A 23,115-nucleotide genomic window follows, 5' to 3' on the forward strand; every position below is an offset into this window, starting at 1 on the left:
AAGCATTAACAATTAATTAACAGACTTTTCTTAACCTAATGTGGCGGCGGCGGACTCCCCCGCATACCGTCGGAAAATAATGCTCAGCTCTGCTGACAGCATAGCGCAAAGCGTAATAGGCCGCCGACCGACGTTAATTACATTAATAAGATTGTGGTTATTGCTCGTTGAATGATATTTGAATAACTACGCGATTATTTTCCTGCAACTGGGCCGCCCGTGCAATAACAACCCAAAAAAAGCCCGCCTAAAGCGGGCTTGCTTGAACAACAGCAAATCGACAGTTACGACACAGCCATTCATTGCATGCCTGTGCTGCCATGCAGTGTAGCGGCGAAAGCTTAAGCAGACCTTAGCAACAAAAAACCCGGCCTAGGAACCGGGAATATTTGTACGAAATGCAGCGTTAGCCCAAGCAGGCTAATAACATTTCGCAGCTTACACGCCAAATGTGCAGAGAAAATGAACGCTGCACGCGGCAAGGCCTTACGCCAGTTTGGCGGCAAAGCCCGCCACGCGTTGGCCATAGAGCTTGGCGGTCGCCAAATCGCCCGACAGCATCTCGTCCACGCCGGCATCCGACGGCGTCTGCACCAACAGCCCCACCGAACCGCCCAGGTTGTTGACATCGGTACGCTGCGCCGATTTGGTGTTGGCCGGCAGCAGCCCCAAGCTGACCCACAGGCCGCCATGTTGAGAAGCCAGCGTTTGCAGCGCAATCAGCGTAACCTGCTTGTCGCCGTTCAGGCTGGCGCTGTTGGTAAAGCCGCCGAACACTTTGTCCTGCCACTTGCGGCCGAACCAGGCTTTGGAGCTGGCGTCGGCGAATTTCTTGAACTGCCAGGACGGGCCGCCCATATAGGTCGGTGAGCCAAAGATGATGGCGTCCGCCTCATCCAGCTTCTGCCACGCTTCATCGCTGATATCGCCTTCCTGATCGATAGCGATCAGTTCGGCCCCTGCGCCTTCCGCCACCACTTTCGCCAAACGCTCGGTATGGCCGTAGCCGGAATGAAACACCACTACTGTCTTCGCCATAGAAATTCTCCACTCATTGCACAGAGGCGCCGACGACGCCCATCTCGCGTTCAATCTAATCAAGCGCGCAACGGCTGAATACTGAATAAAACTGACGGTGTTATTCAAAAAAATCGCGCTACGCGCCGCCGGGTATGCGCAGATAAAAAAAATCCCGCACAAGGCGGGATAAACTTAACAGGGATGGGGTAATACACTACAGGGAATGGATAACACACAACATCATCGGGTAGAGCTACAGTACCAATCCCAATGTATAGAACTGTCATCCCCGCGTAAGTTTGCTCGGCCAGATGTAACGCCGAATGGGAAATATGACATTCCGCTCAAGGCACCACGAACAGCCTCGACTCGAAACCGCCGCTTTTGAAGGTGCCGGTGTTGACCCACCCCGGCGGCGAACGGCCGAAGTCCTGATTGAAATCCCCGCCGCTGACCAGCCAGACCCGGCGATGGCCTTTCGCTAACGCGCTGAGGTTATCGACGTAGGTCTGCGCCGCCCGATCGTGGAAAAAGGTGCCGAAACCATAGGCATTGGGCTTGCCCGAAATGCCGTTGGGCCTGGCGGGGGTATACAGCAAGGCGCGATAGCCCTTCTTGTTGTAATACACATAGCTCAGGTAGTTGAACATGTTGCTGACCACCACCGCATCGTTGGGCTGATAGTTACTGTTGATGTAGTTCACCATCACCTTGAACTCATCTTTCTCGACCGGATAGTCGTTGCGCACGCCGCAGCCGAACAGCAGGCTGAAGAACAGCAGCAAAGAGATCCCGCGCACCCGGCTTTTCGTACCGGCGATCAGCACGCCCAATACCAGCGGAATGCCGAGCGCGGCGGAATAAAGGTAGCGATCGACAAACAGCGGCGAACGCCAGGAAATGGCGAATACCAACGTCACCGGGATCAGCATGCCGCCAAGCAGCAGCAGCGCATATTTTCTCGGCATCTGGCGCCGCCACAGCAGCAGTGAACATAAGGCGACAAACATCGCCGGCAGCAGCCAGAGAATGATCGTGGGATAGTTGCTGCCATCATGCCCGGTGAGAAAACGCCAATACATCGCCGGCAGATCGCTCCAGGCAACCTGAGGGATCCAACCGACGTCGCCGCCGACCCGCAGTTCGGCAATATGCGCCAGCAGATTGAGCAGCACCAGCAGCCAGGGAATATAGGCCACGCCAATCGCCGCATTGGCCCCCCACCACGCCGGCAGCCTGATGTAACACTCGCCTTCGCGGCGGCACGACAGCGCCAACACCACCAGCCAGTGCGCGATCAGCGTGAAAATCGTGAAGTAGTGAGTATAAAAGCTCAGCGTCATCAACAGCGCATACAGCGCCAGATAGCGGCGGTTATCCGGCGTTTTCAGCCACTTCGCCAGCGCCATGGCGGCGGCGATCGCCAACAGCCCCATCAGCGCATACATGCGCGCCTCCTGGCTGTAACGCACCGCCATCGGCATGATCGCCATCAGCCATCCCGCGGTCAGCGCCGCCCGCTCGTTGGCCAACCAACGGGTAAAACGCATCGCCAGCGCCACCGTAATCACGCCGAACACCAGGCTCAGCGCGCGGGCCGCCATAATGCCGTCGCCAAACAGCACCATCCAGCCATGCAGCAGCAGGTAATAAAGCGGCGGGTGAACATCGAAGGAAGCATGGTACAGCAAAGCGCCCACATCATAGCGGCTGGTCAGCACGCTGGAGGCCTCGTCGCACCAAAAATACCGATCCGTTAAGGAAATAAACCGCACGATCGCCGAAAACGCCACGATCGCCAACGCGTAATGTTTGTAACCGATGCCTTTTAAGCCGTTATTGCTCAAAGAAACATTCGATACCTGTTGCAGTGACATAACCGCATTCCGCCCAAGAGAACCACACAGTGTGGAGACGCAGCGTCATCATTGCCGACGGCGGGTAAATGGCGGGTAAATCAGTGCGAAAAAATCGGCGCAATCACCGCGGCGGCGCACGGCCCTCAGCGGATTTCAACGGTGATGTCCGGGTAGGCCTTCTCCCCGTCGCTGAGGTAATGCCCCAACGCCCGGTAAGCCATGACGTACAGCACAGCGGCGCCGCACAGGCACAGCAAGGTCACGAGAAAGAATCTGGATTTGCGCACGATAGGCTCCATGGGGAAATTTTCACCTATTGTAACGCGGCAAAATAAACGAAGGTTCAATTGGCGGCGGGTCGTTTGCCCTACGGCCGCTCTGTCGATCCATCAAAGCACTGGAACGAGCTGAGCGGCAGCGTTATTGGCCATATGAAAACACGCTGCGCAGTGGAACCGACACAGCGCCGCCAGGCATGCGTCATGTTCCCGGGTACGGATGGGTCTCGCGCCAGTGGTCCGCTATCTGCTGCCGCGTACAGACCCACACCCGTTCGTGTTGCTGGATATAATCGAGAAAACGCTGCAGCGCGCGAAAACGCCCCGGCCTGCCCAGCAGACGACAGTGCATCCCCACCGACATCATCTTCGGCGCCTCCTCGCCCTCAGCGTACAGCACGTCGAAGCTGTCTTTCAGATAGGTGTAAAATTGCTCGGCGGTATTAAACCCCTGAGCGGTGGCGAAACGCATGTCGTTGGCGTCCAGCGTGTAAGGAACGATCAGGTGCGGCCGACGGCTGCCGTCGCCGCACGCCACTTCGCTCCAGAACGGCAAATCATCGCCGTAATAATCGCTGTCATAATCAAAACCGCCCTGCTCCACGACCAGTTGCCGAGTGTTGGGGCTATCGCGCCCGGTATACCAGCCGGTAGGCGCTTTGCCGAACAGGTCGGCCAGCACTTGCACCGCTTTTTGCATATGCTCACGCTCCTCAGCGATATCCATATGTTGATAATGGATCCAGCGCCAACCATGGCTGACCACATCGTATTTCGCCGCTTTGATCGCCGCGACAATCTCCGGCTGGCGCGCCAGCGCCATCGCCACGCCGAAGACCGTCAACGGCAGGCCACGCCGGCTGAACTCGCGGTGGATCCGCCAAAAGCCCGCCCGGCTGCCGTATTCGTACAGCGAATCCATCGACATATGACGCGCCGGATAGCTGGCGGCGCCGATAATATCGGAGAGAAACTGTTCCGATCCCGCATCGCCATGCAGCACATGATTCTCCGCACCCTCCTCGTAATTGAGCACGAACTGCACGGCAATCCGCGCGTTGCCCGGCCAGCGCGCATGCGGCGGATCTCCGGCGTAGCCTCGCAGGTCACGGGGGTAATTCTCATCGACAATGACCATTCTTCATCCCTTTAAAATAGATTTAACGACTGAAATTGACCGCTTAACGCTTTGGTTTCGGGATAGGCCAAGTCCCCTTGTTTGCTGGTCGATAACCCCAACGCCACCAGCGACTCCACCATTTTTACCGCCGCGCTGACGCCATCAATCACCGGCGCCCGCAGCTCGCGGGTCAGTTCCTGCGCCAGCGTCGCCATTCCGCCGCAGCCGAGCACAATCGCCCCGCAGCCATCCTCTTTCAGAGCACGGATGCAGCGCTCGCGCACTTTCTCCTGCGCCAGCCCGCTGCCGTCCTCCAGCGCCAGCACCGGCAAGTCAATGGCGTGCAGCGCCGCGCAATGCTGATGAAAACCGTACTGATGCAGCAGGTGGCGGGCGATAATCAGCGTGCGCGGTAACGTGGTGACGATCGAAAAACGGGTCGCCACCATCGACGCCATATGCATCGCCGCTTCCGCAATGCCGATCACCGGCCCCTGCGCCAGCTCGCGCGCGGCCAGCAATCCCGGATCGCCGAAACAGGCGATCACATGACCGTCAACGCCCTGCCGTCGCCCCGCCCTCACCTGTTCCAGCACGCCGATCGCCGCGATGGCTTCGTCAAAGTGCCCTTCAATGGACGGCACCCCGTCGCGCGGACACACCGCCAGGATCTCGGTGCCCGGCGCGGCGGCGGTGCGCGCGGCAGCGGCGATGGTGTCGGTCATCGCCTGACTGGTGTTGGGGTTGATAACCTGTATGCAAACAGAAGACATCACGGCTCCTTGTAACCGGCGAACAGCCGGGAAAAATCGGGCAGGCTGACGCCATCGCGCTCAAAGCGCAGGCTGGCGACAATATGATCAAAATGGCGCATCAGGGCGTCGCTCAGAGGCTGCAGCGCTTTATCCCGCAACAAACCGACCAACTGCTGATGATCGTCGCAACGGCACCCCTGCCGCCACGGCGCGCCCCAGGTGGCGATGACCAGGGAAGAACGCTGGCAAAGACGCGTCACCATGTCGGTGATAACCGAATTGCCCGAGATCGCCTGCAGCTGAATATGAAAATCGGCGGAATAGCGAATCGCCGCCGGGCCGTCGTAAGCCTCATGCACCTGCTGTTCCAGCTGAATAATGCGCTCCAGTGCCGCCAGATGGGGCGCCCGACAGCGGGCGATAATATCGGGAAGGTTGGCGACCTCCAGCAGCGCGCGCGTGCGGAAGATAGCCTGCGCCTCTTCCACCGTCGGGCTGGCGACATATGCACCACGTTTGGGCTTCAGGCTAACCATTTGCACAGCGGCGAGTCGTTGCAGCACCTTACGGATGCCGGTGCGGCTCACGGCAAACACGTCGGACAACGCCTCCTCCGGCAATTTGCTGCCCGGTGGCAGCTGATGCTCGACAATCGCCGTCATCAACGCCTGATAAATGGTTTCATCTTTGTCCTGCAGCGCTGGCGCGGCCTGGAGACAATGTTCAGTATTCATTCACCCACTCCGGTTTCACCTATCGATAGCAAAATCGTATACATAACGCTCGGTTTCTGTATGCAAAATCAGCCATTGTGGCCTGGATCCTGCAATAGCCTCAGCAATCCACATAACAAGAGGAGCAGGTTTCATGCCACATTCAACACACATGCATCAGGTTTCGGCCAAAGACGCGACCGCCGGCTACAGCCCGCGACTATGTAATGAAGATCTCGCGCCGACGCGCGACCAAAACTGGAGCTGGTACAACATTTTTTCATTCTGGATGTCGGACGTGCACAGCATGGGGGGCTATGTGGTCGCGGCGAGCTTTTTCACGCTCGGGTTGGCCAGTTGGCAGGTGCTGCTCTGCCTGCTGATCGGCATTTGCATCGTACAGCTGTGCGCCAACCTGGTGGCGAAGCCAAGCCAAATGGCCGGCGTGCCCTATGCAGTCATCTGCCGCCAGGCGTTTGGCGTCTTTGGCGCCAATATCCCGGCGGTGATCCGCGGGCTTATCGCTTTCGCCTGGTATGGGATCCAGACCTACCTTGCGGCCAACGCCCTGATGCTGGTGCTGCTCAAGTTCTGGCCGTCGCTGTCCACGCTCACCGGAAGCGGCTTCCTCGGCCTGTCGCTCCTGGGCTGGCTATGCTTCGCCACCATGTGGCTGCTGCAGGCGATGGTCTTTTGGCACGGCATGAACGCCATTAAGCGCTTCATCGATATCGCCGGGCCGGCAGTCTATGTGGTGATGCTGGCGCTGGCGGGCTGGATTGTATACAAGACCGGTTTTGACGGGATTTCCTTTACCCTGGCCAGCAAATCGCTGACCGCCGGGGAGCAGACCTGGCAAATGATCACCGCCACCGCGCTGGTGGTCTCCTACTTCTCCGGGCCGCTGCTCAACTTCGGCGATTTCTCCCGCTACGGCAAAAACATGGGCGAGATCCGCCGCGGCAACCGCTGGGGCCTGCCGTTCAACTTCCTGCTGTTCTCCATCGTCACCGTAGTGATTGTTTCCGGTACACAATCGCTGTTTGGCCACATGATCACCGACCCGATTGAAACCGTCAGCCGCATTGGAAACGATCTGGCGGTCGCCATTGGCCTGCTGACGATGATCACCGCCACCATTGGCATCAATATCGTGGCCAATTTCGTCTCGCCGGCCTTTGACTTTTCGAACTGTTCGCCGCAGAAAATCAGCTTCCGCACCGGCGGGATGATTGCCGCCGTTGGGTCGATTCTGCTGACGCCGTGGAATTTGTTTAACTCGCCGGAGCTTATCCACTACACCCTCGACGTGCTGGGCGCCTTTATTGGCCCGCTGTTCGGCATCCTGATCGCCGATTTTTATCTGATCAAACGCGGCCAGGTATCCGTGGACGATCTGTTTGATGACACCCCGAAAGGCAAATACTGGTACCGCAACGGTTTTAACCCGAAAGCCATTGCCGCGCTGCTGCCGTCGGTGGCCATTGGCCTGATCATCAGCTTTATTCCGGCCCTGCACCAAGTGGCCAACTTCAGCTGGTTTATCGGCGTCTTCCTCGGCGCGACCGCCTACCGCTGGCTGGCCCGCGATGAGCGCACCGCCGTGGCCGGTCCGGCGTTCCGGGCGAAGGTGATGGCGCAAAAAGAGTAATTCCGCCCACAGCAAACTGCGTCGGAAGGGAAAAAAGCCATCCGCAACCGTGCCGCCCCGGCGTTAACGCCGGGGCGGCCGTTGTGAGTGAACCAGGCGGCTGCTGGCTTTTCACCGATGCGCGGAGGAGCGCTGAGCGCCGCGTTCAAGCGCGTATTTTCGAAGCACTTCAACCCCCTATCGCATCTGGGGTTGAGGCAAGTCTGCATGAAGAGACGGCGGAGTGGTGAGGGAAAGCCCGGCCAGCAAGGCGGCGATAATGACAAACAGGTGCCCTTCGGACGAGTCCAGCAGGAATGAATTGAACAGATGGCAGGCCATGTAGCTGCTGAGCACCGCAACGAACAGATTTCGGCGCGCCGGCGGCAAGCGCCAGGCGACGCGGTAGCAACTCCACATCCAGGTGAGGAACACCATCAATCCCAGCAAACCGCTCTGCATCGTTTCCAACAGGTATTCATTGTGCGGATTATGCACGCCATAGCCGGTGGATGGATTGCCGTACCAAAAGCTGCCGGCGCCGTTGCCCAGCAGCGGGGATTGCTTTATCAGTCGCAGGGCTTCGCGGGCGAAGGCGGTGCGTTGCCCCATGGAGTTGTCGCAGGCCGCATAAGCCGTTTGGGCCGGGGCGAAAACGCACCCCTGAATTTGCTGGACGCCCAGCGTCAGGCGCTCCATGGCGCGATTGGGGGTCATGACCAGCATCACGACAGCCAGTATGCCGCAGGCGAGCACGGCCACTTGCTGCTTGCGCCGGAGGGTAAGCAATAACCAGATACCCATGCCAACGGCCAATGCCACATACCCGGTACGCCCCTGCACCATCAGCAGAACATTAACCGTCGCCAACAACACCAGTCCCGCATACCCCCAGCGCCGTTTTCCGCTACAGGCAAAAGCACGCGACAACCAGACCAGCGCCGCCAGCGCCATAAACACGTTTTGGGTGATTTGCAGCTTAAACACCGTAGGGTTGTCGGGGTTCAGCCCGCCCAATGTGACATGGCCAAGCCCGCTCATGAAGCTGATGGCCAATATCGCGGCATTGGCCCACAAAAAGCCGCGGACAAATTGCGTCATCAGCCGCGAGTCGGCCAGAAAGAACAGCGCCAGCGGCAGGACATACAGCAATTTTTGGTATTTGCCGACCATTTTGGGGCCGTAGGCGTGAGCATGCGTCAGCAATGACAACGCCAGCAGCGCAAACATCAGCGCTGGCAACCAGACCAGGGGATGACAAGCCAGTGCAGCCCACTGCCGGATATCGCGCAGCCAGAGCAGACAGACGACAACCAGCCCCAGTGAGATATTCATCAGGGGATTGGAGGTCGGGAGGGAGGCTCCCAGCAAAAAGGCGGTAAACGCAAACAACCGTTGCTGAAGGGGCGTCTGTATCGACGAGGAAACTGCTGAGTTGAATAGCATCGTGGCGTACTCATTGATAAGAGAAAAAACACGGTGGAAGGCCGCGCAGGGTTAACGCTGCGCAGACCCGACGAGGGATGCCAGTTGCCTGTTAACCGCCTGTATCACATCGCCGGCCGGGATGGCCGCGAGGTAACGCTCGCGGGTATTGGTGTCAACGGCGTCCGGGGCGGGCAGCGGACGATAGTCTCCGGCCCACAGCAACGTGTGGGGCGCCTGCCACGGGGACCATCGCGCGAGGTCGCTGGGCCCGAACAGCACCACCGAGGGCGTATTCAGCGCGGCGGCCATGTGCATCGGCACCGAATCGACCCCGATAAACAGCCGCGCCCGGTCAATCAACACCGCGAGCTCCGGCAGCTCCAGACGCCCGGCCAGATTAATCACCCGCCGCGGTAACAGGCAGCAGGCCATAATGGCGCTTATCATGGCGGCTTCATCTTGCGTGCGTCCGCCGGTGAGCACCACCGTTCTGCCCTGGGCGGTCAGGTGGTTAATCACGGCGCTGAATCCGTCCACCGTCCAGGTCTTGAAAGCCCAGCGTGCGGTCGGCTGTATCAGCACAAAATCGGTCAGGTGATGGCGTCGACTGAGCCGGTCAACGTCATCCACATCAGATTGCCGCCAGGCCTGTGTCACCTGCGTGATTGTCGTGGGCAAGGCCAGTGGCGCCAGAATGCTGAGATTATTCAGCACGGTGTGCTGCGCCGGGCCGGCAACGTCGACCAGTAGCGAATGGCAGGCCCGCCAGAGTCGATTGTCGCGTTTGGGGTAGCGAAACCCCAGACTGAAGGTCGGTTTGAGAAAACGGCAGTACAACGCTGCCCGCCACTGATCGGAGAGGTTGATCACCAGATCGTAATGGCCGGTCCGCAGGCTGTTCCATAACGCATATTCGCCGCGGTATTGCGCTTTCAGCCCTTGGCGCTTGAGCTCTCGATCCACGGTAAAGGCCAGATAAACATCCTGATTGCCGGCCAGCATCGCCTCGGTGCCGTCATAGACCAGCACATCGATCAGCGCATTGGGGTAGTTGACGCGCAATGTGCTGAGCACCGGCGTCATCAACAGGACGTCGCCAAAGTGGCGCAGCTTGATGACGAGAATGCGTTGCACGCTATCCCGGTGCAAAAGCGCATTGGGCACCCGGCGATCGGGGAGTGTGGCCAGCGGGGATGCGGGGCGTTTGCCGGTGGTGCGATGGGCATTCATGGTTCGTCGCCTCAGAAAAATACAAAAGGCCGCTGCAGGGCCGAAAGAGTCCGTGAGGATAAAAATAGCGCTGCGCCACGGTTCGAAAACCCGAGAAGGCTGCAGGGAGAAAACGCCGTTCTCTCTGCCGTGCTCCCTGAACCGTCAATCTCGTTATCGCGGGAAAGCGGGCGATTAGCAGACGTTCTCGTCATGGCTGAGTACGGGGGTTTTATCCTGATAAATTGTCGAGCGCTACGTGGTATTCACCGGATGAATAAAGAGTTACCGCCGAATAATATCCTGCCCGATCTTAACGGCGACCGTGCAGCAAAGATAATTGGTTGTGCAGATCAATAAGATCCTACCGATCGTTGAAAACGATCAATCCTTTACAAATTGCAGGGTTACCGAGAAAACTCCTAACCCATTGAGGTTATTAATGTCTTTTATTGCTGCACCGTGCGGCGCGTGCTGAACTCACTCCCCGACCGGAGAGCCCGGTGCGGGAAGTGAACCATCGTTAGCGAATAAACGTGGGAGGGAGAAATAGGAGTTTTCACCGGTGGAACAGCGGCGCCGCGACCGGATACCTAATCACTCGCCAAGCGCAGAAATTGCACGACCGTCGAAAAGCTGAGCTTTGGAGAATAGACCGGCTGGGTGAGCATAGAAATGGTACAGCGATACGCTCACCTTACACCGAACCATCTCACTGAGCATGCGAGGCAAATTGATGCGATTTTCGGAGGTTTAGCCCCAAATCTGTCCCATGATGAAATTGGAAAGACGGGATGAAAGGCGTAACTCATTGATACTTAATGGCACGCCCTATAGGATTCGAACCTATGACCTACGGCTTAGAAGGCCGTTGCTCTATCCAACTGAGCTAAGGGCGCATTGAGATGCGGCAACCTGTGGTTGCGGGTTGCGATTATACGGTCAGAGGTTAGCGAGTCAATGCCTTTTCATGACGTTACGGCGGCGACGGTGCTTTATGGCGTTTTTTCCGCCAGCGCCCGTGCGGCGGCCCGCGCTATGCTGCGTTGCGCCACGCCGACAGCGGTATCGCCTGGCGTGCGTCCGGCCCCTTGCCGCCCATCGCCCCGCCGCAGGCAAAGGCGCACGGACTGAACGACCGCCGTAATGTCGCCCCAATCGGCATGCTCAACCACCTGCATGTTGCAGGTCGCCTCCCCTCTTTTCCCCGGAGCGGAGTCAGGGCGTGCGCTGTTTAAAGAAGCCTGGCTCCACGGCGCCCAAGCCAGCAATAGCGCGCACCCTACCCATGCGCTGCCGTTCATGCGCACAGCTTCCGCCACAGGGCGCTCAGGCGCGCCCGCCACGACGGCGTCGCCTGGTGCTGACAAAGCTGATGCAGCGCGTTGAGTTGCTCACTGTCCGCCGGATGCAGCGAAGAATCGAACACCGTCTCGCCAACGTGCTTAGGCTGCGCCGGTTGCCGATCAGGCTGATGATGCAACGGATAAAGCCGGGTTATCGCTCTCATGATCCTGCCCTCTTTCGCCCTGTGTATGGCCCCAGCGTATGCAAATGCCGGTAAAAATGGCGTAGAGGTTCCTGAAGCCGGCATAAAAAAAGCGTAAATCGGTCTCGCCAACGGCGGCGAGGGTGATTCTGCGCCTGACAGCGCGCTCAGCTTCTGCCAGAATAGCGGCATCCCCGCTTTTCTTAATTGATGGATTTCCACACTGATGTCAGCAAAGATTATTGATGGTAAAACGATTGCGCAGCAGGTTAGAAACGAAGTGGCTGAGCAAGTGAAACAACGTCTGGCGGCCGGCAAGCGCGCGCCAGGGCTGGCGGTTGTGCTGGTCGGCGAGAATCCGGCTTCGCAAATTTACGTCGCCAGCAAGCGCCGCGCCTGCGATGAAGTCGGCTTCCTCTCCCGCTCCTACGACCTGCCCGCTGCCACCAGTGAAGCCGAGCTGCTGGCGTTGATCGACCAGCTGAACGCCGATGAGGAAATCGACGGTATTCTGGTGCAGCTGCCGTTGCCGGCCGGCATCGATAACGTCAAGGTGCTGGAACGCATCCATCCGGACAAAGACGTCGACGGCTTCCACCCGTACAACGTCGGCCGCCTGTGCCAGCGCGCGCCCAAGCTGCGCCCATGCACGCCGCGCGGCATCGTCACCCTGCTGGAGCGTTATAACATCGATACCTACGGCCTGAACGCCGTGGTGGTCGGCGCGTCCAACATCGTCGGCCGCCCGATGAGCATGGAGCTGCTGCTGGCCGGCTGCACCACCACCGTCACCCACCGCTTCACCAAAAACCTGCGCCACCACGTCGAGAATGCCGATCTGCTGGTGGTGGCGGTCGGCAAACCGGGCTTCATTCCGGGCGACTGGATCAAACCGGGCGCCATCGTAGTGGACGTCGGCATCAACCGCCTGGAAAGCGGTAAAGTGGTGGGCGATGTCGATTTCGACGCCGCCAGCGAGCGCGCCGCTTACATCACCCCGGTGCCGGGTGGCGTTGGCCCGATGACCGTGGCTACACTGATCCAAAATACCTTGCAGGCCTGCGAGGAATATCACGACGTTCAACCTAAATAAGTAAGACAGTATGGAAATTTTCAATCTGGACAATCATCCCCATGTCGAACTGTGCGATCTGCTGAAGTTCCAGGGCTGGTGTGAAAGCGGCGGCGCCGCCAAAGAAGTCATCGCCGAAGGGCAGGTGAAAGTCGACGGTAAGGTCGAAACCCGCAAGCGCTGCAAGATCGTCGCCGATCAGGTGGTGGAGTTCGGCGGCGGCAAGGTCATGGTTAAACCCTAACCCGCAGCCATAGAAAAAGGCGCTGAATTCAGCGCCTTTTTTATTTCCTTCTGCCGGATTACTTACGGCGCCAGGTGGTGCCCTGCGGGCCGTCTTCCAGCACGATGTTCATCTCGTTCAAGCGATCACGCGCGGCATCCGCCAGCGCCCAGTCCTTGGCGGCGCGCGCTTCGTTACGCTGTTTGATCAGCGCTTCGATCTCCGCCACTTCACCGTCGTCAACCTGTGCGCCTCCTTGCAGGAACTGCTCCGGCTCCTGCTGCAGCAGGCCAAGCACGTTCGCCAGCTTGCGCAGTTCCGCCGCCATGCCGCTGGCCGCCGCCATGTCTTCCCCCTTCAGGCGGTTAACCTCGCGCGCCAGATCGAACAGCGCCGAGTAGGCTTCCGGGGTGTTGAAGTCGTCGTCCATCGCTTCGCGGAAGCGAGCTTCGAACGCTTCGCCGCCGGCCGGCGCGGCATTGGCGTCGGTGCCACGCAGCGCGGTATAGAGGCGCTCCAGCGCGGTGCGCGCCTGCTTGAGATTCTCTTCACTGTAGTTCAGCTGGCTGCGATAGTGGCCGGACATCAGGAAGTAACGCACCGTCTCCGCATCGTAATGGCCGAGCACGTCGCGAATGGTGAAGAAGTTATCCAGCGATTTGGACATCTTCTCTTTGTCGATCATCACCATGCCGGAGTGCATCCAATAATTGACGTACGGGCCGTCGTGGGCGCAGCTCGACTGCGCGATCTCGTTCTCGTGGTGCGGGAACATCAGATCGGAACCGCCGCCGTGGATGTCGAAGTGGGTACCCAGCTGTTTGCAGTTCATGGCGGAGCATTCGATGTGCCAGCCCGGACGGCCCGGCCCCCACGGCGACTGCCAGCTCGGCTCGCCCGGCTTGGACATTTTCCACAGCACAAAGTCCATCGGGTTGCGCTTAACGTCGTCGATCTCTACGCGCGCGCCGGCCTGCAGCTGCTCCAGATCCTGGCGCGACAGCAGCCCGTACTGCGGATCGCTGTCGATGGAGAACATCACGTCGCCGTTGCTGGCCACATAGGCGTGATCGCGATCGATCAGGCGCTGGGTGATCTCAATGATCTCGGCGATGTGTTGGGTCGCGCGCGGTTCGCTGTCCGGGCGATCGATCAGCAACGCGTCGAAGTCGGCATGCATTTCCGCCAGCATGCGTTCGGTCAGCTGGTCGCAGGTCTCATGATTTTCCGCCGCGCGGCGGATGATTTTGTCGTCCACGTCGGTGACGTTGCGCACGTAGTTCAGCGAATAGCCGAGATAGCGCAGGTAACGCGCCACCACGTCGAAAGCGACAAAGGTACGACCGTGGCCGATGTGACACAGGTCATAGATGGTTACCCCGCACACGTACATGCCCACTTTCCCGGCATGAATGGGTTTGAATTCCTCTTTTTGACGACTCAGGGTATTAAAAATCTTTAGCATCGGGAGATTCCGTGGTGTGCGTGATAACAAAAAAGATAACCGGGCTTCAGATTTAACGCCCGGTAGCGTATTGAAACCTGAAGCCTGATCTATTGCAAGGTTAAGGCCATGCTTTGCTGACTTCACGCGAAGAAAAAGCGCAAAATTCGCCGGCCGGCGCAATTGTTATAATATAACACAAATACAATTACCACAGACAGTGCGCGGTTGAGCCGCTGCTGACTCGCTGGGGCGGATATGTTATAAGGGCGGTCTGAATGTTCACTCGCTTTACGTGACGTCTCACTTCACCTTGTTAGGATTAAAACTATGGTTACTTTCCACACCAATCACGGCGATATCGTTATCAAGACCTTTGCTGACAAAGCGCCGGTTACCGTTGAAAACTTCCTGAACTACTGCCGCGCCGGTTTCTACGACAACACCATCTTCCACCGTGTGATCAACGGCTTCATGATCCAGGGCGGCGGTTTCGAGCCGGGCATGAACCAGAAAGCGACCAACGCGGCCATCAAGAACGAAGCCAACAACGGTTTGAAAAACACCATCGGCACCCTGGCAATGGCGCGCACCAACGATCCGCACTCCGCCACCGCACAGTTCTTCATCAACGTGGCTGACAACGACTTCCTGAACTTCCGCGGCGAAAACGTGCAGGGCTGGGGCTACTGCGTGTTTGCTGAAGTGGTTGAAGGCATGGACGTGGTCAACAAGATCAAAGGCGTGAAAACCGGCCGCAGCGGCATGCACCAGGACGTACCGGTAGAAGACGTGGTGATCAACAGCGTGACCGTCAGCGAGTAATCGCGGCTGCATGAGTACGCTGTTCATCGCAGATCTGCACTTGTGCGCACAGGAACCGGCAATCACTGCCGGTTTTCTGCGTTTTTTACGGCGCGAAGCGGTGCACGCCGACGCGCTGTACATCCTCGGCGACCTGTTTGAAGCCTGGATCGGCGACGACGATCCCGAGCCGCTGCACGCGGAGATCGCCGCGGCGCTGAAAGCGCTGCAACAGGCCGGCGTGCCCTGCTATTTCATCCACGGCAACCGCGATTTTCTGCTCGGCAAGCGCTTCGCCCGCGCCAGCGGCATGCAGCTGCTGCCGGAAGAAAAAGTGCTGGAGCTGTACGGCCGCAGGATCCTGATCCTGCACGGCGACACCCTGTGCACCGACGATCAAGCCTATCAGCAATTCCGCCGTAAAGTGCACAACCCGCTGATTCAAAAACTGTTCCTCGCGCTGCCGCTGCGCTGGCGACTGAAGATCGCCGCCAAGATGCGCGCCCGCAGCCAGCAATCCAACCAGTACAAGTCGGACGCCATCATGGACGTCAACCCGCAGGCGGTCGAGCAAACGATGCTGCGCCACGATGTGCACTGGATGATCCACGGCCATACCCATCGCCCGGCGGTGCATCGGCTGGCGTTGAGCAACGGCGAAGCCCATCGCGCGGTGCTGGGCGCCTGGCACGTCGAAGGATCGATGATCAAAGTCAGCGCCGACGCCGTCGAGCTGATCCAATTCCCGTTCTGAGTTCCGCACTGGCGCGCGGGTGAAAATTCGCGCTTTCGCCGGTGAAAACCGGCGACGCAACCGTTTTCCTCGCCGTGCGCTCATGGTATGCTCTACGCCCTCATTCGGCCCTCAGCCGACGCCAGACAAATCACAGGAGCCTTACACCCATGGGAGCCAACGCCGCTTCAGCCGCCAATGCCGGGGCTAAAATCGCAATTGTAATGGGATCGAAAAGTGACTGGGCCACCATGCAGTTCGCCGCCGAAGTCCTGACCCAGCTCGATGTCCCCTTCCATGTCGAAGTCGTTTCCGCTCACCGCACGCCGGACAAGCTGTTCAGCTTCGCCGAGCAGGCTGCCGCCAACGGCTTTGACGTGATCATCGCCGGCGCCGGCGGTGCCGCGCATCTGCCGGGCATGCTGGCGGCGAAAACGCTGGTGCCGGTGCTGGGTGTGCCGGTGCAAAGCGCCGCGCTGAGCGGCGTGGACAGCCTCTACTCCATCGTGCAGATGCCGCGCGGCATTCCGGTGGGGACGCTGGCGATCGGCAAAGCCGGCGCCGCCAACGCCGGGCTGCTGGCGATGCAGATCCTGGCGCTGCACGACGCCGCCCTGGCGCAGCGTTTGGCGGACTGGCGTCAGGCGCAGACTGAAGACGTTTTGAACCACCCCGATCCGCGGGAGGACGCATGAAGCCGGTTTGCGTATTGGGCAACGGTCAGCTGGGGCGCATGCTGCGCCAGGCCGGCGAACCGCTGGGCATCGCCGTCTACCCTGTCGGCATCGATGCCGAACCTGAGGCGGTGCCGTATCAGAACAGCGTCATTACCGCCGAGATTGAACGCTGGCCGGAAACCGCGCTGACGCGCGAACTGGCGACTCACAGCGCCTTCGTCAACCGTGACATCTTCCCGCGTTTGGCGGATCGCCTGACGCAAAAGCAGCTGCTCGATCAGCTCGGCCTGGCGACCGCGCCGTGGCAGCTGCTGGCGAGCGCCGCCGAATGGCCGCAGGTGTTCGCTGCGCTGGGCGAGCTGGCGATCGTCAAACGCCGGGTCGGCGGCTATGACGGCCGCGGCCAGTGGCGCTTGCGTCCGGGGCAGGAAGCCGAACTGCCGGCCGATGCCTATGGCGAGTGCATCGTCGAGCAAGGCATCAATTTCTCCGGCGAAGTGTCGCTGGTGGGCGCGCGCGGCCACGACGGCCGTTCGGTCTTCTACCCGCTGACCCACAACCTGCATGAAGACGGCATCCTGCGCGCCAGCGTGGCGCTGCCGCAGCCCAATCCGGCGCTGCAGCAACAGGCCGAGCAGATGCTGGCGGCGATCCTGAACGAGCTGAACTACGTCGGCGTGATGGCGATGGAGTGCTTTATCGTCGGCGATCGGCTGTTGATCAACGAACTGGCGCCGCGCGTGCACAACAGCGGCCACTGGACGCAAAACGGCGCATCCATCAGCCAGTTCGAGCTGCACCTGCGCGCCATCCTCGGCCTGCCGCTGCCGCAGCCGGTGGTGAGCACACCGTCGGTGATGGTCAACCTGATCGGCACCGCCGTCAACGAACAGTGGCTGTCGCTGCCGCTGGTGCATCTGCACTGGTATGAGAAAGAGGTGCGCCCGGGCCGCAAGGTCGGCCACCTCAATCTGAACGACCCGAGCGCCGCCGATCTGCATCAGGCGCTGCAGGCGCTGGCGCCGCTGCTGCCGGGCGAATACCAAAGCGGGCTGGCCTGGGCACAGCAGAAGCTGGCTTAACGGTTTACACCGCCGAAAAGAAGAAGGTTCAGCCCAGGCTGAGCCTTTTTTATTGCCGCAAAGATCAACGCGAGCCGATATTACGCAACGGTTTGCCGGCCATCAGATTGCGCTCAATGTGTTCCAGTGAAATATTTTTGGTTTCCGGGATCAGCGCCAGCGTGATGAAAACAAACAGCACGTTAAGCCCCGCGTAAACCCAAAAGGTGTGAGCGCTGCCCAACGAATTCAGCATGGTCAGGAACGTCGCCCCCACGATCATATTGGCTATCCAGTTAGTGGCGGTGGAACAGGTGATGCCGAAATCGCGGCCTTTCAATGGCTGGATCTCTGAGCACAGCACCCAAATCAGCGGGCCGGCGCTCATGGCAAAGCCGACGATAAACATCAGCAGCATGACGATGGCGAAATATTGCTCCGCCGCCGAGTTCATGCCGATGTTCATCATGGTGCCCAGCGCCCCCATGCCGACGGCCATCACGATAAACCCAAGGATCAAAGTGGGCTTGCGGCCCCAGCGGTCAACCAGCCCAATAGCGATAAAGGTGGCCAGCACGTTGACCAGACCGACGATCACCGTGCCCCACATCTGCTGTTCCGTACTGGCGAAGCCCGCCAGACCGAAAATCTTCGGCGCGTAATACATGGTGACGTTCATCCCGGTAAACTGCTGCATCACCTGAAGAAGAATGCCAAGGAAAACCGCGCGGCGGAAATTTTTATTGCCTTTGAACAACGCCCAACCGCTTTGCTTCAGTTTGAGGCTTTCACGAATTTCATTCAGCTCATACTGCGCCTGGGCACTGCTGTCGCGCAGCTTCTCCAACACCTGACGCGCTTGCTCATGGCGATTACGCGAGGCCAACCACCGCGGGCTGTCAGGCAAAAAGAACACGCCGACCAACAACAGCCCGGCCGGGATGGTGATGACGCCCAACATCCAGCGCCAGGCGCCGGTATAGCTGAATGCCGTATCAGACAGGTAAGCGGCCAGAATGCCGATGGTGATCATCAATTGATACATCGAGATCATGCTGCCGCGGATTTTCTCCGGCGCGATTTCAGAAAGATAAATCGGCGCGGTATAAGAAGCGATCCCCACCGCCAATCCCAGCAGAATACGTGAAACGATCAACACCTCCACGTTGGGAGCGAACGCAGAACACAGCGATCCCGCCACGAAGAGGATTGCGCCGATCATCAAACTGTATTTGCGCCCCAGCCGGAAGTTCATCCAGCCGCTGCCGATGGCGCCGACGGCGGCGCCAAACATCATTGAGCTGACCACCCACTCCTGCTGAGAGCTGGTGATCTGAAAAGTGTCGGTAATAAACGGCAGGGCGCCGGCGATCACGCCGATATCAAGACCGAACAGCAGGCCGGCCAAGGCGGCTAAAAAACAGACGAAAAAAGTCATGCCGACATGAGTCGGGCTTTTCTCCGCCGGTGTCACTTTGACGGTATCGCTCATACAGCCTCCAGGAGAAAACGGTCATCAGTGTGCGACATGATAGGAGGCAATGCGTCGGAGATAAGTGAGTGCGATCACATTAGTGAAAACGGTTACATTCAATTTAATCTTTTTAGGCCGTTTTTTATGACGGATGAATTAACTTAATCCATGCGTAACCCTCTAAATAAATGCGTAAAATAGGCGAAGTCGGCCAACTATCCGCTACACCGATGACCAATGGCAAACGTATCGATATGACATAAATGTAATCGATTTCACAATGAATGGGCATGAAGAGGAATTGCGCCAGTGACGCGCGAAAGAAAATCGGCAGGCCCGGCCACGCTTGGCGGCAACGGGCCTGCGATCGCCAGATCAGCCATCATAACTGCGGAACAGCGCCCGGCCGCGCAGCAAGCGCACGCCCAGCCAGCCGCCGCACAGCGACAGCAGCAGCGCGCTGGCCAGCGGCAGCGCCCACCACAGCACCGGCGTCGGCGTCCACGGGAAGTCGAACACCCTGCTTTGCAGCAGCCACAGCGCCGCCTCGGCCCCCACCGCCGCCGCGATGCCCGCCACCAGCCCCAGCAGGGCAAACTCGCACCACAGCGTGCGACGCAGCAGCCGTTTACCGGCGCCCAGCGTGCGATAGACCACCAGCTCCTGCCGCCGCTGACGCATGCCGACCTGCACCTGCGCCAGCAGCAGCAGGCCGCCGCACAGCACCACCAGCACCACCATCACCTCCAGCGCGCGGCTGACCTGTTGCAGCACGCCGCCGACCTGTTTCAGGATCGCGCCGATGTCCAGCAGGCTGAGCGTTGGGAACTGGCGGTTGAGCTGGGTCAACATCCGGCCATCGCCGTCGTAGCGGAAGCTGGTGAGCCAGGTCTGCGGCTGGCCGTCCAGCGCGCCCGGCGGGAAGATAAAGTAAAAGTTCGGCTTCAGGCTTTCCCAATCCACCTGGCGCAGGCTGGTGACTTTGGCGCTGAACGCCTGGGTATCGCCGCTGAAGGTCAGCGTGTCGCCCAGCTTGATCTTCAGCCGCCCGGCGATGCCTTCATCCATCGAGACTTCGCCGCTTTTCGGCGGCCAATTGCCCGCCACCAACGGATTGTGATCCGGCAGCTCGGCCAGCCAGGTCAGGTTCAGCTCACGGTTCACCGCCTCGCCGCCCGGATCGTCCTCATGCACCCGTTCGGTCGCCACCTGCTGGTTTATCTCGGTCAGGCGCACCCGGACGATCGGGTAATAGGTTTCCGGTTTGATCTGGTGCTGCTGCAGGAAAGTTTTCACCTGCGGCACCTGCGCCTCGGTCATGTTGAGCAGGAAATAGTTCGGGCTGTCCGGCGGCAGCTGTTGCTGCCAGCGTTCGAGCAGATCGCCGCGCAGCACCAACAGCAGCGCCAACAGCATGAACGACAGCGAGAACGCCGCCAACTGGCTGATGGTCACCCACGGCTGATGCAGCAGGCGGTTGACCGCCAGCCGCAGCGCCAGACTCTTGAGCGTGATGCGGCGCAACAGCAGCAGGCTGCCCCACCCTATACCGCCCAGCAGCAGCGCCAGCACCGCCATGCCCGCCAGGATCGCCCACAGCAACGTGCTGGCTCCCATCAGCAACACCAACAACGCGACCACGATCGCCGCCGTCACCGGCAGGAAGTAGCGCAGCGGCCAGACGTTGGCCGCCACATCGCGACGCAGCACCCGCAGCGGCTGGGTGGCCAGCAACTGGCGATACGGCCGCAACCCGACCAGCAGCGAAATCAGCACCAGCGCACCGAGCGCCCACAGCCACGGCCAGACGCCGGCGGCGGGCAACGCGGCCGGCAACACCGGCTTCAGCAGGCGAATCAACAGCGCCTCGAACGCCAGCCCGATCGCCCCGCCGCACACCGCCGCCAGCGCCATCACCGCCAGCCACTGGCCGACGATCAATTTGCGCAGCGCGCCGCGCCCGGCGCCAAGGGTTTTCAGCACCGCGATCAGATCGTAGCGGCTGCGGCAATAGTGGCTCATCGCCACCGCCACGGCGGCGATCGACAACAGCAGCGTCAGCAGGGCCGACAACAGCAGGAACTGTTGGGAGCGCTGCAGCGACTTGCCGAGCGCGCTGCCGGACTCCTGCAGCCCGAACCAGCGCTGATCCGGCGTCAACTGCGGCGTCAGCCGTTCTTCGTAACGTTGAATATCCGGCTCGGCGCCGGCGAACATGTAGCGGTAGGTCAGGCGGCTGCCCGGCTGCACCGCGCCGGTCTTATCGACGTCCGCCAGGTTGATCATGATGCGCGGCGCGGTCTGGAATGGATTGAAACCGGCGTCCGGCTCCTGAATGATTTCACCGGCGATGCGCAGCGTGGTGTCGCCCACCTCCAGCGAATCCCCCACTTTCACGTTCAGCAGCGCCAGCAAACGCGGCGCCACCAGCACGCTGCCCGGTTCGGGCTGGATGTTGGCCGGGCGCGTTTCCAGCTTGCCGTACAGCGGATAGGCCAAATCGGTGGCTTTCACGTCCGCCAGCTGCGGCCGATCGCCGGCATAGGTCATGGTGGTGAACGACAGCTGACGGCTCACCTTCAGCCCTTGTTGCTGCGCGTCCAGCAGCCAGCCTTCCGGCACCGGATGCGCGCTGCGCAGCACCCGATCGCCGGCGATAAAATCGCGGCTCTGCTGGCTGAGCCCTTTGTCCATGCGATCGCTGATGCTGCCCAGCGCCAGCACGCAGGCGACGGAGAGCGTCAGCGCCAGCCACACGATCAGCAGCGACGGCGAGCGCCATTCGCGCCAGAACCAGCGCCAGATCATGCTTCCTCCCACAGCTTGCCTTCGCGCAGCCGCAGCCGCCGCTGGCAGCGCGCCGCCAGGGTTTCGTCATGGGTCACCAGGATCAGGGTGGTGTCAAAATCGCGGTTGAGGGAAAACAGCAGGTCGGCGATGCGATCGCCGGTCTGACGATCGAGGTTGCCGGTCGGTTCATCGGCGAACAGCACCCGCGGTCGGCCGCTGAAGGCGCGCGCCAGCGCCACGCGCTGCTGCTCGCCGCCGGACAGCTGCGCCGGCAGGTGATCGAGCCGTTTCCCCAGCCCCAACTGCTCGAGCAGCTGCACCGCCTGCTCGCGGCTCTGTCTGTCGCTCTCGCCGCGCAACAGCGCCGGCAGTTGCACGTTCTCCAGCGCGTTCAGCGTCGGCACCAGCATGAACGACTGAAACACGAAGCCGACATTCCTGGCGCGCAGCGCGGCGCGCCCCTCTTCGTCCAGCGCGGTCAGCGACTCGCCGAGCAAGCGCACCTCGCCTTCGCTGCCGTCATCCAGCCCGGCCAAAATGCCCAGCAAGGTCGATTTCCCCGATCCGGATTCGCCGATCAGGGCGATCGTCTGCGCGGGTTTGACAAGCAGCTCGACTCCGGTAAGGATGGTGAGCTGATGCTCACCCTGACCAACGTGTTTACTAAGATGATGAACTTCAAGAACGTTTTCCGCTGGCATCTTCCCTTCCTTTTGCTGTTGGGATTATTCAGTTTACGCGCTGCCGCCGCCGATACCTTGTTGATTTTAGGCGACAGTTTAAGCGCCGGTTACCGCCTGCCGATCGAGCGGGCGTGGCCGACGCTGTTGGCCGAACAGTGGCAGAAAAAACCGGGTGCGCCGCAGCTGGTCAACGCCAGCATCAGCGGCGACACCGCCGCGCAGGGGCTGGCGCGTCTGCCCGCGCTGCTGAAACAGCATCAGCCGCGCTGGGTGCTGATCGAGCTGGGCGCCAACGACGGCCTGCGCGGCTTCCCGGCGCAGGACGTACAGCGCGATCTCGGCCAAATCATCACGTTGGTGCAGCAGGCCGGCGCGCAGCCGCTGCTGATGCAGATCCGCATCCCGCCGAACTACGGCCGCCGCTATACTGAAGCGTTCGGCGCCGTCTACCCGGCGCTGGCCAAGCAGTTCAACATTCCGCTGCTGCCGTTCTATATGGAACAGGTGGTGGTGAAGCCGGAATGGATGCAGGATGACGGATTGCACCCCAATGGGGACGCCCAGCCGTTTATCGCCACTTGGATGGCGGAGCGCCTGGAGCCTCTAGTAAAGCATGAGTCTCACTAAATTAGGGTCGTACACTAGGTAAAGTT

Annotated in this window: 19 protein-coding genes, 1 tRNA gene and 3 pseudogenes; 9 read left to right on the plus strand and 14 right to left on the minus strand. The window is 60.1% G+C overall.

The genetic code is table 11. The features are described 5' to 3' along the window. Positions 1 to 486 precede the first annotated feature (486 nt). The 6 genes and pseudogenes from ACJ8M3_RS12390 to ACJ8M3_RS12415 all read right to left on the minus strand — a co-directional run bounded on the left by ACJ8M3_RS12390 (position 487) and on the right by ACJ8M3_RS12415 (position 5,766). Positions 487 to 1,038 carry a flavodoxin family protein gene (locus tag ACJ8M3_RS12390; RefSeq protein ID WP_033642149.1) on the minus strand — a complete coding sequence of 184 codons (552 nt, stop codon included), beginning with the start codon at positions 1,036 to 1,038 and terminating at the stop codon, positions 487 to 489. A 326-nt stretch (positions 1,039 to 1,364) separates the two neighbouring features. Continuing rightward, complete coding sequence (locus ACJ8M3_RS12395; protein ID WP_033642148.1) at positions 1,365 to 2,897, minus strand: glycosyltransferase family 39 protein; 1,533 nt, start codon at positions 2,895 to 2,897, stop codon at positions 1,365 to 1,367. 125 nt (positions 2,898 to 3,022) lie between these two features. Beyond that, positions 3,023 to 3,166: a hypothetical protein gene (locus ACJ8M3_RS12400; protein WP_162837200.1), complete on the minus strand. Its 144-nt coding sequence runs from the start codon at positions 3,164 to 3,166 to the stop codon at positions 3,023 to 3,025. A 193-nt stretch (positions 3,167 to 3,359) separates the two neighbouring features. Further along, positions 3,360 to 4,214 (minus strand): annotated as a pseudogene (puuE, locus tag ACJ8M3_RS12405) (allantoinase PuuE); the annotation flags it as partial. Next, positions 4,183 to 5,050, minus strand: a pseudogene (locus ACJ8M3_RS12410) (aspartate/glutamate racemase family protein); the annotation flags it as partial. The pseudogenes puuE and ACJ8M3_RS12410, both read right to left, overlap by 32 nt. After that, positions 5,050 to 5,766 carry a GntR family transcriptional regulator gene (locus ACJ8M3_RS12415; RefSeq protein ID WP_033651130.1) on the minus strand — a complete coding sequence of 239 codons (717 nt, stop codon included), beginning with the start codon at positions 5,764 to 5,766 and terminating at the stop codon, positions 5,050 to 5,052. The pseudogene ACJ8M3_RS12410 and the gene ACJ8M3_RS12415, both read right to left, overlap by 1 nt. A gap of 133 nt (positions 5,767 to 5,899) precedes the next feature. Here ACJ8M3_RS12415 and ACJ8M3_RS12420 point away from each other — a divergent pair, with 133 nt between their 5' ends. Beyond that, positions 5,900 to 7,396 carry an NCS1 family nucleobase:cation symporter-1 gene (locus tag ACJ8M3_RS12420; protein WP_033642144.1) on the plus strand — a complete coding sequence of 499 codons (1,497 nt, stop codon included), beginning with the start codon at positions 5,900 to 5,902 and terminating at the stop codon, positions 7,394 to 7,396. Positions 7,397 to 7,573: 177 nt separating this feature from the next. Here ACJ8M3_RS12420 and ACJ8M3_RS12425 read toward each other — a convergent pair whose 3' ends face one another. Further along, positions 7,574 to 8,821, minus strand: coding sequence for an O-antigen ligase family protein (locus ACJ8M3_RS12425; protein WP_442514687.1), 1,248 nt, complete (start codon positions 8,819 to 8,821; stop codon positions 7,574 to 7,576). Positions 8,822 to 8,872: 51 nt separating this feature from the next. Then, complete coding sequence (gene rfaQ, locus ACJ8M3_RS12430; protein ID WP_033651128.1) at positions 8,873 to 10,033, minus strand: putative lipopolysaccharide heptosyltransferase III; 1,161 nt, start codon at positions 10,031 to 10,033, stop codon at positions 8,873 to 8,875. A 636-nt stretch (positions 10,034 to 10,669) separates the two neighbouring features. Between rfaQ and ACJ8M3_RS12435 the strand changes: the two are divergent. Beyond that, positions 10,670 to 10,810: pseudogene (locus ACJ8M3_RS12435) on the plus strand (integrase); the annotation flags it as partial. Between the two features lie 24 nt (positions 10,811 to 10,834). On the opposite strand, the gene ACJ8M3_RS12440 reads toward ACJ8M3_RS12435, so the two are convergent. Both ACJ8M3_RS12440 and ACJ8M3_RS12445 read right to left on the minus strand, forming a co-directional pair. Beyond that, positions 10,835 to 10,911, minus strand: a tRNA-Arg gene (locus ACJ8M3_RS12440). Positions 10,912 to 11,312: 401 nt separating this feature from the next. Further along, positions 11,313 to 11,522 (minus strand): hypothetical protein, encoded by a 210-nt coding sequence (locus tag ACJ8M3_RS12445; protein ID WP_033642142.1) that lies wholly within the window; start codon positions 11,520 to 11,522, stop codon positions 11,313 to 11,315. Between the two features lie 205 nt (positions 11,523 to 11,727). Between ACJ8M3_RS12445 and folD the strand changes: the two genes are divergently transcribed. Next, the gene (folD, locus tag ACJ8M3_RS12450) at positions 11,728 to 12,594 is read left to right on the plus strand and encodes a bifunctional methylenetetrahydrofolate dehydrogenase/methenyltetrahydrofolate cyclohydrolase FolD (protein WP_004940177.1); all 867 of its coding nucleotides are present in this window, start codon (positions 11,728 to 11,730) and stop codon (positions 12,592 to 12,594) included. A gap of 10 nt (positions 12,595 to 12,604) precedes the next feature. Then, positions 12,605 to 12,817, plus strand: a complete 213-nt coding sequence (ybcJ, locus tag ACJ8M3_RS12455; protein ID WP_033642141.1) for a ribosome-associated protein YbcJ — start codon at positions 12,605 to 12,607, stop codon at positions 12,815 to 12,817. A 58-nt stretch (positions 12,818 to 12,875) separates the two neighbouring features. On the opposite strand, the gene cysS is transcribed toward ybcJ, so the two are convergent. Further along, the gene (cysS, locus tag ACJ8M3_RS12460; protein WP_033642140.1) at positions 12,876 to 14,261 is read right to left on the minus strand and encodes a cysteine--tRNA ligase; all 1,386 of its coding nucleotides are present in this window, start codon (positions 14,259 to 14,261) and stop codon (positions 12,876 to 12,878) included. 309 nt (positions 14,262 to 14,570) lie between these two features. Between cysS and ppiB the strand changes: the two genes are divergently transcribed. From ppiB to purK, 4 genes are all read left to right on the plus strand, one after another. Next, complete coding sequence (ppiB, locus tag ACJ8M3_RS12465) at positions 14,571 to 15,065, plus strand: peptidylprolyl isomerase B (protein ID WP_016928800.1); 495 nt, start codon at positions 14,571 to 14,573, stop codon at positions 15,063 to 15,065. A gap of 10 nt (positions 15,066 to 15,075) precedes the next feature. Beyond that, positions 15,076 to 15,798 carry a UDP-2,3-diacylglucosamine diphosphatase gene (locus ACJ8M3_RS12470; RefSeq protein ID WP_033642139.1) on the plus strand — a complete coding sequence of 241 codons (723 nt, stop codon included), beginning with the start codon at positions 15,076 to 15,078 and terminating at the stop codon, positions 15,796 to 15,798. 149 nt (positions 15,799 to 15,947) lie between these two features. Then, on the plus strand, positions 15,948 to 16,472 hold the full coding sequence (purE, locus tag ACJ8M3_RS12475) for a 5-(carboxyamino)imidazole ribonucleotide mutase (protein ID WP_004940188.1): 525 nt from the start codon (positions 15,948 to 15,950) through the stop codon (positions 16,470 to 16,472). Next, positions 16,469 to 17,536 carry a 5-(carboxyamino)imidazole ribonucleotide synthase gene (gene purK, locus ACJ8M3_RS12480; protein ID WP_069100256.1) on the plus strand — a complete coding sequence of 356 codons (1,068 nt, stop codon included), beginning with the start codon at positions 16,469 to 16,471 and terminating at the stop codon, positions 17,534 to 17,536. Before purE ends, purK begins: the two co-directional genes overlap by 4 nt. Positions 17,537 to 17,600: 64 nt before the next feature. On the opposite strand, the gene ACJ8M3_RS12485 is transcribed toward purK, so the two are convergent. From ACJ8M3_RS12485 to ybbA, 3 genes are all read right to left on the minus strand, one after another. Continuing rightward, complete coding sequence (locus ACJ8M3_RS12485; protein ID WP_033642138.1) at positions 17,601 to 19,007, minus strand: sugar porter family MFS transporter; 1,407 nt, start codon at positions 19,005 to 19,007, stop codon at positions 17,601 to 17,603. Between the two features lie 357 nt (positions 19,008 to 19,364). Continuing rightward, a complete protein-coding gene (gene ybbP / locus ACJ8M3_RS12490) occupies positions 19,365 to 21,797 on the minus strand; it encodes a putative ABC transporter permease subunit YbbP (RefSeq protein ID WP_033642137.1) in 2,433 nt (810 codons plus the stop codon). Further along, complete coding sequence (ybbA, locus tag ACJ8M3_RS12495) at positions 21,794 to 22,480, minus strand: putative ABC transporter ATP-binding protein YbbA (RefSeq protein ID WP_004940192.1); 687 nt, start codon at positions 22,478 to 22,480, stop codon at positions 21,794 to 21,796. The genes ybbP and ybbA overlap by 4 nt, the downstream gene beginning before the upstream one ends. Here ybbA and tesA point away from each other — a divergent pair. Then, positions 22,451 to 23,089: a multifunctional acyl-CoA thioesterase I/protease I/lysophospholipase L1 gene (gene tesA, locus ACJ8M3_RS12500; RefSeq protein ID WP_162472522.1), complete on the plus strand. Its 639-nt coding sequence runs from the start codon at positions 22,451 to 22,453 to the stop codon at positions 23,087 to 23,089. The two genes, ybbA and tesA, sit on opposite strands and share 30 nt — an antisense overlap. The last annotated feature ends 26 nt before the right edge of the window (positions 23,090 to 23,115 follow it).

Source organism: Serratia sp. CY55921, from assembly GCF_052167655.1.
GTDB lineage: Bacteria > Pseudomonadota > Gammaproteobacteria > Enterobacterales > Enterobacteriaceae > Serratia > Serratia ureilytica.